Here is a 15,197-nt window from a genome sequence, read left to right as displayed (position 1 = left end):
CACGATGTTCAGCCCCGTTCACCCGTCCACCTGTCCACCTGTCCACCTGTCCACCTGTCCACCATCAAGTGGCAACCCGGCGCTGCCTGGGGTATTGTCAAATCATGCGGTTCCACACGTACACGAAGTTCAGCCCCGAGCTGGCCGACGCGATCGATCTGCAGTCGCTGCTCGACAAGCTCGCCGACTTTCTGCTCCAGTCGGGGTTTGCGGGCGGCGACAATCAGTCGTACTACGGCTGGGATACGGGCGACGAGCAGAATCGATCGCTCGAAGCGCTCAAGCAGGCGATCCTCGATGCGCTCATGGAGAGCGGGCAGTTCACGCCCGAGATGCTCGAGGCGCTCCGCGGCGGCGAGGATTCCGAGGGTCAGGCCAAGCTCGCGCAACTTCTCGACCAACTGGTCCAGCGGCTGATCGACGAGGGCTACCTCAACATCGAGAATGCGCCGCAGATGCCCGCGGGACACCAGGCGGTCACCGGACCCGGCGGACTCGCCAAGGCCGCCGCCCGCGACGTGAACTTCAATCTCACCGACAAGGGCATCGACTTCCTGGGCTATAAGACTTTACGAAACCTGCTCGGCTCCCTCGGAAAGTCGAGCTTCGGCAGCCACGACACGGCATATCTGGCGACGGGCATCGAAGCCGACGGATGGAGCAAGCCGTATGAGTTCGGCGACGTGCTCAACCTCGACGTCAACGAGACGCTCAAGAATTCCCTGGCTCGCACGGGCAAGATCGAAGTGCCGATGGACCTCGACTACTCGGACCTCATGGTGCGGCAGGCCGAGTACCGATCGTCGTGCGCGACGGTGCTCATGCTCGACTGCTCGCACTCGATGATCCTCTACGGCGAAGATCGGTTCACGCCGGCGAAGAAGGTCGCGCTCGCGCTCACGCATCTCATTCGCACGCAGTTCCCCGGCGACACGCTCAAAGTCGTGCTCTTCCACGACTCGGCGGAGGAGATTCCGCTGGCGACGCTCGCCACGGCACAGGTGGGACCGTATCACACGAACACGGCGGAAGGGCTCAAGCTCGCGCGCCGTCTGCTGCTGGCCCAGAAGAAGGACATGCGGCAGATCATCATGATCACCGACGGCAAGCCGAGCGCGCTCACGCTGCCCAATGGGCAGATCTACAAGAACTCGTTCGGGCTCGACACGACCGTCATCGCGCAGACGATCCGCGAAGTGGCGAACTGCCGGCGCTCGGGGATCATGATCAACACGTTCATGCTCGCCCGCGACCGCATGCTGGTCGAGTTCGTGAAGCGCGTGTCCGAGATCAGCAAGGGCAAAGCCTACTTCACGTCGACGATGACGCTCGGGCAGTTCATTCTCATGGACTTCCTCAAGCGTAAGACGCGAAAAGTCAGCTAGGACGTCGTCAGATCTCGCGGGCGAGAACGCGGCGCAGCAACCCGACGTCGATGTTGCCGCCGCAGAAGACGATCCCCACGCGCTTTCCCGCGAGACGGTCGGCCAACTTCGGCACCGCGGCGAACCCCATCGCCGCCGCGCCCTCGACCAGGTTGTGCGTCTCGGCGACGATCGTGCGGAGCGCTTCGGCAATCTCGCCGTCGGTGACGGTCACGAACCCGGCGAGCCCCTCCTGCAGCGCGGGAAACGTGAGATCGTACGTCGTCCGCGTCGCCACGCCTTCGGCGAACGTGTCGGCGCGCGGCGTCGTGAGACGGGTGTGCGCGTGCCACGAATCATGGATCGCGCTTGCTCCGGCGGCCTGGACGCCGTAGACCTCGAGCGCGGGCGACAGCACGCGCGCGACCGTCATCGCGCCGACGGCCTGGGAGCCGCCTCCCGTCGCAATGACCAACGCATCGAGGTCGGGCTCCTGCGAGAGAATCTCGAGCGTCATCGTACCGGCGCCGGCGACGACGCGCGGGTCGTTGGTGGAGTGGGCGACGAGGCGTCCTTCCGTGGCGGCGATGCGCTGCATCACGCCGACCGCTTCATCGTAGTCGCGTCCTTCTTCGACGACGGTCGCGCCGAGCGCCCGCATCGCCGCGTTCTTGTCGGGGTTGTTCCCCGCCGGCACGCAAACGGTGACGCTCACGCCGGCCAACTGTCCGCCGAACGCAATTCCCTGTCCGTGGTTGCCCGTGGACGCGGCGACGACCCCGCGACGTCGCTCGTCGGCGTCGAGCGCGGTCATGAACGACAGCCCGTTGCGGATCTTGAACGAATTGGTCGGCTGATGGTTCTCGTGCTTCACGAACAACTCGATGTCGTTGCCGACGATTGCCGAGAGCCGCGGGTACGGGCGAAATGGCGTCGGAGACAGGTGGCGTGCGATGCGGTCGCGCGCGGCTTCGACGTCGTGAAAGGTGATCGGCCAGACGGCCTTCTCAGTGGATTGTATGGCAGTCATTGAGGAACCGATGTAGAAACCAACATTGAAGTGAGCGCGATGATCACGACGCCGACCGCGAGCTCGCCGAGAGCGCTGCGGCCAAAGCGTCGTCGCGTGTCGTCCGTCCATTCCGGAGTGACGACCCGGCGCCAGTGATAGGCGCCGAACGCGAGCGCGATCAGCACGAACACGAGTTTTCGGAACAGCCAGCTGCCGTAGTCCGTCGTCCAAAGCGCGTTGAAGGCCGGCAACCGAAGAAACGCGGCAATCACCCCGCTCAGGACAACCAGGACCACGCCGTCCACGGCGGCTGTATGGTAAGCGCGCGTCAACGACGACCCGGCGCGAGGTGCGTCCGCCGGACTCATTCGCCCGAGCGCCGGCAGTCCGATGCCTACCATGATGAAGAGGGCGCCGACCCAAGAGCCGGCGCCGAGCACGTGGGTCACGTCCGCCGCGATCGCGAGCGCAGTGTGTCGCATCGCGGCGGCGTGGCCGGTCAGCGCCTCGCTCACGCAGATGAGGACAGCACCAAGCGCAACGACGAACCATGGGCGCGTCGATTCCGACGCGGCGAGCAGGCCGACGAGCGTGATGATCACTCCGACCGCGCCAGTCAGCCAACCATGTCCCCAGCGTGTGTCGCTCACCACTGTCATCACGGCGGCGATGGGTGAGGCCGCACCGGAAACCAGCTGCGATTGCAGCGCGAGGCGCGCGATCGTCGTCACGGCGAACAACGCGACCGCCGCGAACCCCGCGCGTCTCGTTCGCGTGGCGATATCGCGCGCGGCTTCGTCGGGAAGCGCCGCCTCGTGGAGAACGGCGAGCCTGAAGACCGCGGCGCCGATCAAGAGCAGCAGCGCGAGGAGTTCCGCCCAGCGGATCGCCGGCGGCGTTGCGGTTTGAGAAGCGCCGGACGGCTTGGGTGGAACAACCGGCGCCACCGTCACGCCGGGAGTCTGCGCCTTCGCGGCGCCCGGAGCCGCTGCGACGCGGAACGAGAAGTTCCCATTCGTCGGGTGACCGTCGGACGCGGCCGTTCGCCATACTACGGAGTAGGGGCCGGCCGTCAGCGCTCGGGTGATCGCGAGCGACAGCCCGTTCGGTTCGATACCAGCCGGCGCGCCGAGCGGGACGGCCGCTCCAGTCGAATCGAGCAGTTGAATCGCGGTGAAGCGCGGCTCGGGTCGCTCGGAAAACCACAGCTTGAGGGTCGTCGGCGCCGTGTCCAACACTGCGTTGGCGGCCGGAGCGCTCTTGACCAGTCGGGCGTGGGCGAAGAGAATCGCCGGCGTCGCCAAAACAATGAACGCCGCGAGCGTGGCGGCGATGGGATGGCGAAGGGATCTCGGGAATCGCACGCCCAAAGATCGAGGCCGAGAGTGTCGGGCGCAAACGGGCGACACAGTCGCCCTTTCGCCAGGGCGAACGACGGTTCACGGCTTTCGCCGGGTGGACGTACATTTCGCGACCACCCGCCAGGCCCCACACGCCTCTCGATGCTCTCGCTCGCTTCGATCCTGCTGCTCGGATTCGTGCTCGGCATGCGTCACGCGACCGATCCGGATCATGTCGTCGCCGTCACGACGATCGTGAGCGACGAGCGTTCGCTGTGGCGCGCCAGCTCGATCGGCGCGGTTTGGGGCGTGGGGCACAGCATCACGATCCTCGCAGTCGGCGGAGCGATCGTGATTTTCCGGCTCGTCATTCCGCCCCGTCTGGGACTCGTGCTCGAGTTCTGCGTCGCCGTGATGCTGATCCTGCTCGGTATGTTGACGCTCAGCGGCCGTCGCGTCGGCTCGGCGAGCAACCTGGCGCGCCCGCTCGTCGTCGGGATCGTACACGGGCTGGCGGGGTCGGCGTTCGTGGCGCTGCTGGTGCTCGCGGCGGTGCCGGGAGCGATGCTCCAGTTGCTCTATCTGGCGCTCTTCGCGACCGGAACGATCGCCGGAATGGCCCTGATCACGATCGTGGTCGCGCTTCCATCGGCGGTCACGGCGCGGCGGTTCGTCAGCACGCAGCGCTACCTGCGGCTCGCGAGCGGTTTGGCGAGTCTCGTTTTCGGCGTCGTACTCGTCCAGCGGGGTGTATCGCAGGGACTGTTCGACGCGGTGCCGCACTGGACGCCGCAGTGACGGCTGGCGCGTCGGCGCGCCGCGAATTCAGCCGTCGCTTGCGACGGTGGTATGCTCGCAACGCACGTGATCTTCCGTGGCGGCGGACGCGCGACCCTTACGAAGTGCTCGTGTCCGAGCTGATGCTTCAGCAGACGCAGGTCTCCCGGGTCGTGACGCGGTACGGCGAATTCCTCGAGCGGTTTCCCACGCTCCACGACGTCGCGCGGGCGACTCCCGGCCGGGTGATGGAGGCGTGGGAGGGTCTCGGCTACTACGCGCGAGCGCGCAACCTGCACCGGCTGGCCCGCGAGGTAACCGATCGAGGCCGCGACGCCGATGCGCGTCTGCCGGCCGACGCGGCCGAACTGCGCGGGCTGCCGGGAATCGGCGCATATACGGCGGGGGCGGTGTCGTCGTTCGCCTACGAGCGCCGCGCTGCGCTGGTGGACACGAACGTGGCGCGGGTTCTCAAGCGCGCCTTCGCTCCGGCGATCGATCCGAAATCTTCGCGGGGCCAGCGGACGACGTGGACGATCGCCGAGTCGTTGTTGCCGCGCACCGGACGCGCCACGTGGACGCACAACCAGGCGCTGATGGAGCTGGGCGCCCTCGTCTGCACGGCGCGCGTTGCGCACTGCGGGCGGTGCCCCGTACGTTCGCTCTGCGCTTCGGCGGCGAAACCCGCACGGGTCCGCCGGCGTAATAAACTCATGGCGAAGTTGAATTCTTCCTTGGAGGCTGCCCCGTGAATCACGACGCCGAAGTTCTGACCGTGATTTTCATATTCGTGGGCAGCATTGTGAGCATCGGGTGCTTGACGGGGATCCTCACGACGTGGATCAAGTACCGGGCTAAGCGCGTGGTCAGCACGGACCTCACGGCCCGTCTGGGGGAGATCTCGGATCGCATGGCGAAGCTCGACAATGCCGTGGACGCGATGGCCGTCGAGGTCGAGCGAATCTCCGAGGGACAGCGCTTCGTGACGAAGGTGCTGGCCGAGCGCGGTTCGACGCCCGCCATTGGCGATCCCGCGCGCGCGGGCGGGTCCGCGCAGCGGCACTAGGCCCTAGATTTTAGCTCACGGATGACGGAGCCAGCGTGCTCCGTCGTGGGTCACTCTTGGAGATTCGTGAGCACATGAGCACCACATTGGCCGCCCCGGCGGGGGCCTCCGCTCAGGCCGGGGGCGAGTTGCGGGCGACGGGCACGCTCGACATCAAGGATTCGCGCACCAGCAAATCCTACTCCGTTCAAATTCTCGAAGGCGGCGTCGAAGGCGATACCGCCTCGCGCGCGATGGACCTGCGGCAGATCAAGACGTCGCCCGAAGAATTCGGGCTCATGACGTACGATCCCGCCTTCATGAACACCGCAGCGTGCAAGAGCGCGATCACGTTTATCGACGGCGACAAGGGGATTCTGCGCTACCGCGGCTATCCAATCGAACAGCTCGCCGAGAAATCGACCTTCCTCGAGGTCGCGTGGCTGCTGCGCAACGGCGAATTACCGACGCAGAGCGAGTACGACTCGTGGGTGCACGACATCACGTACCACACGTACGTGCACGAGAACATCAAGACGTTCCTGCAGGGCTTCCGCTACGACGCGCACCCGATGTCGATGCTCTGCTCGGCGGTGGCGGCGCTGTCGTCGTTCTACCCGGAAGCGAAGAACATCCACGACCCCACGCAGCGGAACATCTCGATCATCCGTCTGCTGGCGAAGCTTCCGACGCTCGCCGCCTTCTGCTACCGGCACATCAAGGGTCTGCCGTTCATTTATCCCGACAACGACCTCAGCTACGTCGAGAATTTCCTCTCGATGGTGGCCCGAATGTCGGAGCCGAAGTACGAGGCGAACCCGGCGTTCGTGAACGCGCTCGAGATTCTATTCATCCTCCACGCCGACCACGAGCAGAACTGCTCCACCAGCGCGGTTCGCGCCGTGGGTTCGTCGCACGTCGACCCCTTCTCGGCCATCACGGCCGGGGTGGCGGCGCTCTACGGCCCGTTGCACGGCGGCGCGAACGAGCAGGTGCTGAGGATGATCAATGAAATTGGCCATCCGAAGAACGTCCCCGCTTTTATCGACGAGGTAAAAGGCGGAAAAGGCAGTCGATTGATGGGCTTCGGGCACCGCGTCTACAAGAGCTACGATCCGCGGGCGAAGATCGTGAAGAAGCTCGCCGACGACGTGTTCAAGCAGGTCGGTGTGGACAAGGACCTCGAGATCGCGCTCAAGCTCGAGGAAGTCGCGCTGCACGATGACTACTTCGTGTCGCGCAAACTCTATCCGAACGTCGACTTCTACACGGGGCTGATCTATCGGTCGATGGCCTTCCCGACCGATTTCTTCACCGTGCTCTTTGCCGTCGCGCGCACCGCCGGCTGGCTCGCGCAGTGGGAAGAAATGCTGAACGACAAAGAGCAGAAGATCGCGCGTCCCCGGCAGATCTACACGGGCTACGGCGAGCGACCGTTCACGTCGCGGTTGTCGAACCGGTTCCCGCCGGCAAAGCAGGACGCGATGAAGAAGTGATCAAACCGGCTTGGCGCGCGCCAGCTTCAGGACGGTCTCCCATTCCTTTGGAGTGACCGGCTGAACCGAGAGTCGGCCAAGCCGGACGAGCGCCATCGACGCGAGGGCGTCGACCTTCTTGATCTCGTCCAGCGAGACGGGGCGCGGTAATCGCTCGATGCCGCGCACGTCGACCATGAACCAGGTGGGCGCCTCGGGGTTGCTCTTGGGATCGTAGTGCGGATCGTTCGCGTCGAACGCGGTGCTGTCCGGGTACGCCTCGCGCGCGACCTCCGCGATCCCGACGATCGCCGACGGGTTGGCGTTCGAATGATAGAAGAAGACCCGGTCGCCCTTCTTCATCGCCCGCATATGTCCGCGCGCCGCGAAGTTCCGGACGCCGTCCCAGAAGGTCGTCTGATCCGGACGTGCCATCAGGTCGTCGAACGAGAACGTTTCGGGCTCCGACTTCACGAGCCAATAGCTCGGCCCCTCAGCGCGCGGCGCCGCCCCGCCTGCGGCCGTCGGACTCTTCGCGGCCGCTCCGCGTGAGCGCGACTTGGCCGGCTTTTGCTTTTTCGCTGCAGGCTTGCGCGTCTTGGCTTTTTTCGCGGTCGCTTTTGGCATGGATGGGCGGTATGGGCGATTGGTCGCACTCAGTCTAAGAGCCTCCGGTTTCCGCCGACAATGCTTTACCGCACTCTCCGGGCGGAACTGCCATCCGTTAACGACGTTCGGGGTGGGACTGTTCTCCGCGGACCAGTGCAGTATTGCCGACACTGCCCGACACTGCCCGGCGATACTGCCTCGGCTCCGCTCCGAACAGTCCCACCCGTCACTCATCAATGATTGCGTCCTGATGGATCCGCCAAGCCAACTGGGCGCGCGCATGATCGATCGGCACCGAGTCGGCACAATCGCGAATGTGACCACGCCCCCGCGAGCGCGACCACACAGAGAGGCAGCGTCGAGACGTCCCGGGGTCTGGAGCGCGAGCCGAGGCAATGCTGCCGGGCAGTGTCGGCAGCATTGGACTGGTCGCGCGGAAGACCCCGGGCGGCTCGGCGCGTGACCGGTTCATGCGCAGTCCATCGGATGGAGCGCGCTGAGCGCGCGGGTTGCGGCTTGCTGCGCTCACCAGGGTCGTCCAGTTTTCGCGCGTGAACATGGCAGCCGGTTTCGACGCATTCGTCGTTGGCGTGAAAATGGTGTTGCTCGCCATCGGCGGCCTCGTCGCCGTCGCCTGCGTTCTCGACTGGGCGGTTCGGACCCGCCGGGTCAGTCCCTTCAGTCGGAGCGCGCGATTCGCGCGCGCCCGGATCGACCCGCTCATGTCGCCCGTCGAGCGGGTGATCCTTCGGGCCGGTGGCGTTCCGTCGGCGGCGCCGCTCTGGATGATCGTCGGCTACGCGGTGTTCGGCATTTTGCTCGTGAGCGCGTTGAATCTTTTCGGCGGTCTCCTCGCTCAGGTGGTTTATGTCGCCAGGGTTCCGCGCGCGCTGCCAATGCTGCTGGCCTCATGGGCGTTTTCGGTGCTCAAGGTCGCCCTTCTGGTACGAGTCATTTCGTCGTGGCTGCCGATTTCGCCATATTCGCGCTGGGTCCGCTGGTCGTACATCTTGACCGAATGGATGATCGCACCGCTGCGCAGGCTGATTCCGAGCCTCGGGCCAATCGACATCACGCCGATCATCGCATGGCTCTTGCTCAGTTTGTTGCAGAGCATCCTAGGCATTCCGTGAGTCCGTTGCGGGTGGACGTATCGAAGGGTCGAGCTCGGTTGGCGATTCACGTGCAGCCGCGCGCACCACGGAGCGAAATCGTCGGAGTTCACGGCGAAGCCTTGAAGGTGCGGCTTAGTGCGCCGCCGGTCGACGGCGCGGCGAACGAGGAGCTCGTGAAATTGCTTGCCCACACCTTCGCAGTCGCACGGCGCTCGATTAGAATTCTCGCGGGCGAACACTCGCGATCGAAGATCGTCGAGATCGAAGGAGTCACAGACGTCGCGATCCGCGCCGTCGTCGAAGGCGGGGCTCGATGACGGTCCTGCCGCCGGAACAATGACGCAAATTCTCTTGGTCGGTACAGAGACCCCGCTGCTGGAAGGTCTGGCGCAATCATTCGCGGCGCTTGGGCTCACGACATCGGTGGTGCACACGCTTCACGAGGCGCGCGAGATGGCGACGCAGCAGGCGCCCCTCATCGCGATCGTGAGTCATGGGCTGGCGTCGGAGTCGACCGGAGAGACGCTGAACGTTCCGTTGGCTCCGGGCGGCGCTCTCGTGCTGTATAGAGCCGGGACATCGGGGTCCGCGGCGCTGTCGCCGACGTTGCAGCGCGCGGTGCTCGCCGACCTCACACTCCCGCTCGAGCGAAATCGTCTCATCGCGCTCGTGCAGCACGTGGGCGAGCGCGCCAAGACGACCGGTCGCGGCTTCGACGATTCGAGCCGCGAGCGCCTTCCGCGCGCGTAGTCCCTTTTCCGAGCACCCACACATGCGCGACCTGGCGACGACGCTGCGGACGGGTTTGCTCGCGCTAGCGCTGGGTCCGCTCGGAGTGGCAGGGCGGCACGTTTCGTTACAGCGCCCCGCCCGCCCCGAGGCGCGCCTTCGAGTCATCGGAACGAACGACTTTCACGGTGCGCTCGAACCGCGTCGCGACACGCGCGGCGTGCTGCGCGGCGGCGCCGCCGCGCTGGCCGCGACGATCGAACGCGCCGAAGGCGAATGCGCGGCGCCCGACTGCCAGTGGGTCCTCGTGGACGGCGGCGACGAGTTCCAGGGAACGCTGGCGTCGAACCTCGCGTACGGCCGCCCCGTTTCGGGCATCTACAATCACCTGGGCTACACGGCGGCGGCGCTCGGGAACCACGAGTTCGACTGGGGAACGGATACGCTACGTGCGCGCATGCGCGACGAACACTACGACGTTCTCGCCGCAAACGTGCGCTTCACCGACGGTCGCGACGTGCCGTGGATCCGCGACGACACCATCGTCACGCGCGGTCCGTTCACGATCGGCATCATCGGCATCATCACGCGATCGACAGAGACCGCGGCGAAGGCCAGCAACATCGCGGGGCTGCGCTTCGACGATCCGGCGCCGATCGTCGACAGTCTCACGGCCGACCTTCGCCGACGCGGCGCGAACACCGTCATCGTCCTCGCGCACGCCGGCGGGTTCTGCGACGCCAACGGATCGGGCGCTTGCAACGGCGAGATCTTCGACATGGTGCGATCGCTCAAGCAACACGTCGACGCGGTCGTCGCCGGCCACTCGCATTCGCTCGTCAATACGGTGATCAACGGCGTGCCGATCGTGCAGGCGTACTCGCACGGCTCGGCGATCGACGTCGTCGACATTCCGCTCGACCGGTCGAACGCGACGCGCCACGAAGTCCGCAATGTCTTCCCCGACTCGATCCAGGCCGACGCCGCCGTCGCTGGTGACGTGAGCGCCGCGGTTTCCGCCGTCGCCGAGCGCGCCGGCGAGCGCGTCGCGACGATCGCCGAGGACATGCCGGGAACGGACGAATCGCCGTTGGGCGACCTCGTCGCCGACGCGATGCGCGCCGCCGGACACGCCGACTTCGCGATGATGAACCACGGCGGCGTTCGCGCGGCGCTCAAGAAAGGCCTCGCGAACTACTCGCACGTCTTCGAGGTGCAGCCGTTCGGCAACGTTCTTTACAAGCTCACGGCCAAAGGCGCCGACATGCGCCGCTACTTCGAGCGCTCGGTGAGCGGCAGAAAGCCCAGTGCATGGCTCGGCGGGGTGCATCTGATGTTCGATCCAGCCCGGCCGGCGGGGTCGCGAATCACGTCCCTCACGCTGGCCGACGGGAGCCCGTTCGACGACGCCGCCACGTACACGATCGTCATCAACGATTTCATGCTCACGGGCGGGAGTGGACTGGGATTCCCCGGCCAGCCGATTTCGTCGCAATCGGTGGACATCACCGATTTGGACGCGCTGATCGCGTATCTCCGCGCCGCGCCGCAACCTGTGCAGCCTCCCCGCGACGTTCGAATCCACGCCCTCGCGGCGAACGGCGCAACGAAATCGGGCTAGCCATCGTCCTTTCAAGGGCGTTAGACTACAAGGACAACTGTCCGTGGCGATTTTCGGCAACTTGCGGCCACGTTAAACATTCCGCTAAAGCGCCAGCCCGAGCGCTAGCGTTGCGGGCATTTTTCTTTGTTTCCCCAAAGGGCACTTCCGATGGCTGAGACGTCCTCCCGTACCGAGCAGCCGACCGCCGGCGTGACCCAGTCCGCGTATCTCGCGGCGGTCGCGCGCGGCGTGGTCGTGTTCGACGGCGCGATGGGGACCAACATCCAGCGCCATCACCCGACCGAACAAGACTTCGGCGGCAAGTCGCTCGAGGGGTGCAACGACCACCTGGTCCTCACCCGCCCGGACATCATCCAGTCGATTCATGAGTCGTTCCTCGAGGTCGGCTGCGACGTCGTCGAGACTTGCACGTTCCAATCGACGCCGCACCGGCTGCGCGAATGGGGGATCGAGGAAAAGACCCGCGAGCTGAACGTCACCGCCGCGAAGCTCGCGCGCGCCGCGTGCGACAAGTATGCGACTCCGGAACGCCCGCGCTTCGTCGCCGGTTCGATCGGGCCGACGGGGCTGCTCCTGTCGAGCAGCGACCCGGTTCTCTCCAACACGACATTCGCGGAGCTGGAAGAGAACTACTACGCGCAAGCGAAGTATCTCGTAGAAGGCGGCGTAGACGTCCTGCTGATCGAGACCGCGCAGGACATCCTCGAAGTAAAGGCGGCGATCGCCGGCTTTCAGCGGTTGTTCGACGAGATCGGACGCCGCGTGCCCGTTCAAGCGCAGGTGACGCTCGACACGAGCGGCCGCATGCTGCTCGGCACGGACATCGCCAGCGCCATGACGACCCTCGAAGCCCTGCCCATCGACATCATCGGGCTCAATTGTTCGACTGGCCCTGAGCACATGCGCGAGCCCATCCGCTATCTGGCGGGGAACGCGTCGCGCCCCGTCTCGTGCATTCCGAACGCCGGCCTGCCGCTCAACACCGGTACCGGCGACGCGATCTACCCGCTCGAGCCCGCGCCGATGGCCGACATGCTCGGCGAGTTCGTCGAGCAGTTCGGCGTGCGAATCGTCGGCGGCTGCTGCGGCACGAGGCCGGAGCATCTCGCGGCGATCGTCGATCGCGTGCGAGCGGCAACGCGCGCAAAGCCACCGGAGGCAAAGACTGCCCCGGCGACCGGCGGCGTCCGCGGCTCGCGGGTTCCGCGCGCGTCGTCGGCGATGCGCGCGATCGACTTCGACCAGAACCCGAAGCCGCTCCTCATCGGCGAGCGAGTGAACTCGCAGGGCTCGCGCAAGGTGAAACGACTCCTCCTCGCCGACGACTACGAGGGGATCGGCGACGTCGCGCGCGAGCAGGTCGAGTCCGGCGCGCACGTCCTCGACGTCTGCGTCGCCCTCACCGAGCGCGCCGACGAAGCCGAGCAGATGGCGAAGGTCGTGAAGCTGCTGTCGATGACCGTCGAGACGCCCATCATGGTCGACTCGACGGAAGCGTCAGTCGTGCAGCGAGCGCTCGAAGCGATTCCGGGCCGCGGCATCATCAACTCCATCAACATGGAGAACGGCCGCAAGCGCATCGATACGGTCGTTCCGCTCGCCAAGCGCTATGGCGCGGCACTCGTCGCCCTCACGATCGACGAGATCGGCATGGCCAAGACGCGCGAACGAAAGCTCGAGGTCGCGAAAAAGATTTACGACATCGTCGTCGGCGAGTACGGACTGGCCGCGCAGGACCTCATCTACGACGACCTCACGTTCACGCTCGCGACGGGCGACCAGGAGTGGGTCGAATCGGCCGTCGAGACGATCGAGGGCATTCGGCTCATCAAGCGCGAATTGCCCGGGGTCTTCACGAGCCTCGGCGTTTCGAACGTAAGCTTCGGCCTCACCCCCGAAGCACGCGCGGTGTTGAACTCCGTGTTCCTGCATCACTGTGTCGAGGCCGGGCTCGACATGGCGATCGTGAACCCGGCGCACGTCCAGCCATACGCCGAGATTCCAGCCGAGGAACGCTCGCTCGCCGACGATCTCGTGTTCAATCGGCGCCCGGACGCGCTCCAGCGCTTCATCGAGCACTTCGAATCGCGGACGGGCGGCGGCACCGCGCGCGCGGCCGAGGCCGAAGATCCGACCGCATCGATGTCGACGGATCAGCGCGTTCACTACATGGTCGTGCACCGCAAGAAGGACGGCATCGAGGCGGCTCTCGACGCGGCGGGCGTGCGCGAACAGCCGGTGCGCGTGCTCAACGACGTCCTGCTTCCCGCGATGAAGGAAGTCGGCGACAAGTTCGGCGCCGGCGAGCTGATTCTGCCGTTCGTGTTGCAGTCGGCCGAGGTGATGAAGAGAGCGGTGAAACACCTCGAGCAGTTCTTGGAGCGCGCCGAGGGCTACACCAAGGGCCGCGTGGTGCTGGCGACGGTCTATGGCGATGTGCACGACATCGGCAAGTCGCTCGTCAGCACGATTCTCTCCAACAACGGCTACACGGTCTTCGACCTCGGCAAGCAGGTGCCGGTCAACACGATCATCGAGAAGGCGCTCGAGGTAGACGCGGACGCGATCGGCCTCTCGGCGCTGCTGGTCTCGACGTCGAAGCAGATGCCGCTCTGCGTGCAGGAGCTCGACCGCCGCGGACTCAAGATTCCCGTGCTCATCGGCGGGGCGGCGATCAACCGGCGCTTCGGAAGGCGCGCGTTGTTCGTGGAGGGCGAGCGGGCGTACGATTCGGGCGTCTTCTATTGTAAGGACGCGTTCGAAGGGCTGGAGACGATGGACCGACTCCAGGACAGCGAAACGCGCACGCAGTTCCTGGCGCGCCTCCTCGACGACGCGCGCACCGACAAGTTTCTCTCGACGACAGTCGGCAAGGACGTCGCCGCCGGCTCGGCCGCCGGCCAACGGAGCGACGTCAACGCCGACAACCCGATTCCAACCGCGCCGTTCTACGGCGTGCGAACGATCGAAGACATTCCGCTCGACGAGGTCTTTTCGCTGCTCGATCTCGACGAGCTGTATCGCTTGCAGTGGGGGGCGCGCGGCTCCGGCGAAGCGTACGAAGCCGCGGTCCGCGAATTCGAGCCGACGCGCGCCCGTCTCCAGGAATCCGCGAAGTGCGACGGCTGGTTGCGGCCGCGGGCGGTCTACGGTCTCTTCCCGGCCCAATCGAGCGGCAATGACGTCATCATCTACGACCCGGACGCCTTTTCCCGAGACGGCACGACGCGCGAGATCGCGCGCTTCCACTTCCCCCGGCAGGAAGGGCGCGACCGTCTGTGCATCGCGGACTACTTTCGATCGGTCGACTCGAGCGACGTGGACGTCGTCGGATTTCAGGTGGTGACTGTCGGCGACGCGGCGACCGAGCGGTTCCAATCGCTTCAGACCTCCGGCGAATACACGGAAGCGTTCTACGGCCACGGCCTCGCCGTCGAAACGGCGGAGGCGGTCGCCGAGTGGATGCACCGGAAGCTTCGACACGATCTGGGCGTGCCCGGGGGCCAGGGAAAACGATACTCGTGGGGCTACGGCGCCTGTCCGGATCTCGAGGACCACGCGCAGCTCTTCAAGATTCTGCCCGCCGAGCAGTCGCTCGGCATGCAACTCACGAGCGCGTTTCAGCTGATCCCGGAACAGAGCACCGCGGCGATCATCGTCCATCACCCGCAAGCGAAGTACTACGCCGTCCGCGGTGAGGGAAGCGCCCGATGAACGCGACGATCGAACGGCTGCTCGACCCGGACTCCATCGTCGTGTTCGACGGCGCGATGGGCACGATGCTCTACAGCAAGGGCGTGTTCATCAACCAGTGCTACGACGAGCTGAACGTCAGGGCGCCCGACCTCGTGCGCGATATTCACGCGCAGTACGTGAAGGCGGGCGCCGACGTGATCGAGACGAACAGTTTCGGCGCGAATCGCGTGAAGCTCGTGCAGCACGGCTTGCAGGATCAGGTGAAAGAGTTGAATCGCGCCGCCGCGAAAGTCGCGCGCGACGCGGCCGACGGGCGCGCGCTCGTCGCTGGAGCCGTCGGACCATTGGGCATTCGCCTCGAGCCGTACGGTCCGACGAGCAAGGACGAAGCGCGCGCGATCTTCAAGGAGC

General features: G+C 65.8%; 14 protein-coding genes and 1 riboswitch. Of the genes, 11 read left to right on the top strand and 3 right to left on the bottom strand.

Features of this window, described 5'->3' with window-relative positions; all coding sequences use genetic code 11:
- Nucleotides 1-104: 104 nt before the first annotated feature.
- A complete protein-coding gene (locus VGQ44_16355) occupies nt 105-1,385 on the top strand; it encodes a VWA domain-containing protein (protein HEV8448403.1) in 1,281 nt (426 codons plus the stop codon).
- Between the two features lie 7 nt (nt 1,386-1,392).
- Here VGQ44_16355 and VGQ44_16350 read toward each other — a convergent pair whose 3' ends face one another.
- Entirely contained in the window at nt 1,393-2,394 is a 1,002-nt protein-coding gene (locus VGQ44_16350; protein HEV8448402.1) for a threonine/serine dehydratase, read from the bottom strand.
- Nucleotides 2,391-3,740: a copper resistance protein CopC gene (locus VGQ44_16345; protein ID HEV8448401.1), complete on the bottom strand. Its 1,350-nt coding sequence runs from the start codon at nt 3,738-3,740 to the stop codon at nt 2,391-2,393. Before VGQ44_16345 ends, VGQ44_16350 begins: the two co-directional genes overlap by 4 nt.
- Before the next feature lie 138 nt (nt 3,741-3,878).
- Here VGQ44_16345 and VGQ44_16340 point away from each other — a divergent pair, with 138 nt between their 5' ends.
- The 4 genes from VGQ44_16340 (at nt 3,879) to VGQ44_16325 (ending at nt 7,034) form a co-directional block, all read left to right on the top strand.
- Nucleotides 3,879-4,514: a hypothetical protein gene (locus VGQ44_16340; protein ID HEV8448400.1), complete on the top strand. Its 636-nt coding sequence runs from the start codon at nt 3,879-3,881 to the stop codon at nt 4,512-4,514.
- Between the two features lie 110 nt (nt 4,515-4,624).
- Entirely contained in the window at nt 4,625-5,245 is a 621-nt protein-coding gene (locus tag VGQ44_16335) for a hypothetical protein (protein ID HEV8448399.1), read from the top strand.
- Nucleotides 5,242-5,559: a hypothetical protein gene (locus tag VGQ44_16330; protein HEV8448398.1), complete on the top strand. Its 318-nt coding sequence runs from the start codon at nt 5,242-5,244 to the stop codon at nt 5,557-5,559. The genes VGQ44_16335 and VGQ44_16330 overlap by 4 nt, the downstream gene beginning before the upstream one ends.
- 74 nt (nt 5,560-5,633) lie before the next feature.
- Nucleotides 5,634-7,034 carry a citrate synthase gene (locus VGQ44_16325; GenBank protein ID HEV8448397.1) on the top strand — a complete coding sequence of 467 codons (1,401 nt, stop codon included), beginning with the start codon at nt 5,634-5,636 and terminating at the stop codon, nt 7,032-7,034.
- Here the strand turns inward: VGQ44_16325 and VGQ44_16320 are convergent, their stop codons facing one another.
- Nucleotides 7,035-7,640: an EVE domain-containing protein gene (locus VGQ44_16320; protein ID HEV8448396.1), complete on the bottom strand. Its 606-nt coding sequence runs from the start codon at nt 7,638-7,640 to the stop codon at nt 7,035-7,037.
- 539 nt (nt 7,641-8,179) lie between these two features.
- On the opposite strand from VGQ44_16320, the gene VGQ44_16315 reads away from it, so the two are divergent.
- The 6 genes from VGQ44_16315 to VGQ44_16290 form a co-directional block, all read left to right on the top strand.
- Nucleotides 8,180-8,755: a YggT family protein gene (locus VGQ44_16315; protein HEV8448395.1), complete on the top strand. Its 576-nt coding sequence runs from the start codon at nt 8,180-8,182 to the stop codon at nt 8,753-8,755.
- On the top strand, nt 8,641-9,054 hold the full coding sequence (locus VGQ44_16310) for a DUF167 domain-containing protein (protein HEV8448394.1): 414 nt from the start codon (nt 8,641-8,643) through the stop codon (nt 9,052-9,054). Before VGQ44_16315 ends, VGQ44_16310 begins: the two co-directional genes overlap by 115 nt.
- A gap of 19 nt (nt 9,055-9,073) precedes the next feature.
- Nucleotides 9,074-9,487 carry a hypothetical protein gene (locus VGQ44_16305; GenBank protein HEV8448393.1) on the top strand — a complete coding sequence of 138 codons (414 nt, stop codon included), beginning with the start codon at nt 9,074-9,076 and terminating at the stop codon, nt 9,485-9,487.
- A gap of 22 nt (nt 9,488-9,509) precedes the next feature.
- Nucleotides 9,510-11,087, top strand: coding sequence for a 5'-nucleotidase C-terminal domain-containing protein (locus VGQ44_16300; GenBank protein HEV8448392.1), 1,578 nt, complete (start codon nt 9,510-9,512; stop codon nt 11,085-11,087).
- Between the two features lie 33 nt (nt 11,088-11,120).
- Nucleotides 11,121-11,195: riboswitch (SAM riboswitch) on the top strand.
- A 42-nt stretch (nt 11,196-11,237) separates the two neighbouring features.
- Nucleotides 11,238-14,804, top strand: a complete 3,567-nt coding sequence (metH, locus tag VGQ44_16295; protein ID HEV8448391.1) for a methionine synthase — start codon at nt 11,238-11,240, stop codon at nt 14,802-14,804.
- The coding region (locus tag VGQ44_16290; GenBank protein ID HEV8448390.1) for a homocysteine S-methyltransferase family protein at nt 14,801-15,197 on the top strand (397 nt) is incomplete at its 3' end. The genes metH and VGQ44_16290, both read left to right, overlap by 4 nt.

It is taken from the genome of Gemmatimonadaceae bacterium (genome assembly GCA_036003045.1).
Taxonomy (GTDB): Bacteria; Gemmatimonadota; Gemmatimonadetes; order Gemmatimonadales; family Gemmatimonadaceae; genus JAQBQB01.
The sequence above is the reverse complement of the archived record's forward strand: the minus strand, read 5'-3'. Positions and strand labels throughout refer to the sequence as shown.

What these genes read in the sequence shown, in the direction of transcription:
- VGQ44_16350 (HEV8448402.1), bottom strand. Translation starts at nt 2,394, where the DNA reads ATGACTGCCATACAATCCACTGAGAAGGCCGTCTGGCCGATCACCTTT.
- VGQ44_16310 (HEV8448394.1), top strand. Translation starts at nt 8,641, where the DNA reads ATGGATGATCGCACCGCTGCGCAGGCTGATTCCGAGCCTCGGGCCAAT.
- VGQ44_16305 (HEV8448393.1), top strand. Translation starts at nt 9,074, where the DNA reads ATGACGCAAATTCTCTTGGTCGGTACAGAGACCCCGCTGCTGGAAGGT.
- VGQ44_16315 (HEV8448395.1), top strand. Translation starts at nt 8,180, where the DNA reads ATGGCAGCCGGTTTCGACGCATTCGTCGTTGGCGTGAAAATGGTGTTG.
- VGQ44_16300 (HEV8448392.1), top strand. Translation starts at nt 9,510, where the DNA reads ATGCGCGACCTGGCGACGACGCTGCGGACGGGTTTGCTCGCGCTAGCG.
- VGQ44_16340 (HEV8448400.1), top strand. Translation starts at nt 3,879, where the DNA reads ATGCTCTCGCTCGCTTCGATCCTGCTGCTCGGATTCGTGCTCGGCATG.
- VGQ44_16325 (HEV8448397.1), top strand. Translation starts at nt 5,634, where the DNA reads ATGAGCACCACATTGGCCGCCCCGGCGGGGGCCTCCGCTCAGGCCGGG.
- metH (HEV8448391.1), top strand. Translation starts at nt 11,238, where the DNA reads ATGGCTGAGACGTCCTCCCGTACCGAGCAGCCGACCGCCGGCGTGACC.
- VGQ44_16320 (HEV8448396.1), bottom strand. Translation starts at nt 7,640, where the DNA reads ATGCCAAAAGCGACCGCGAAAAAAGCCAAGACGCGCAAGCCTGCAGCG.
- VGQ44_16355 (HEV8448403.1), top strand. Translation starts at nt 105, where the DNA reads ATGCGGTTCCACACGTACACGAAGTTCAGCCCCGAGCTGGCCGACGCG.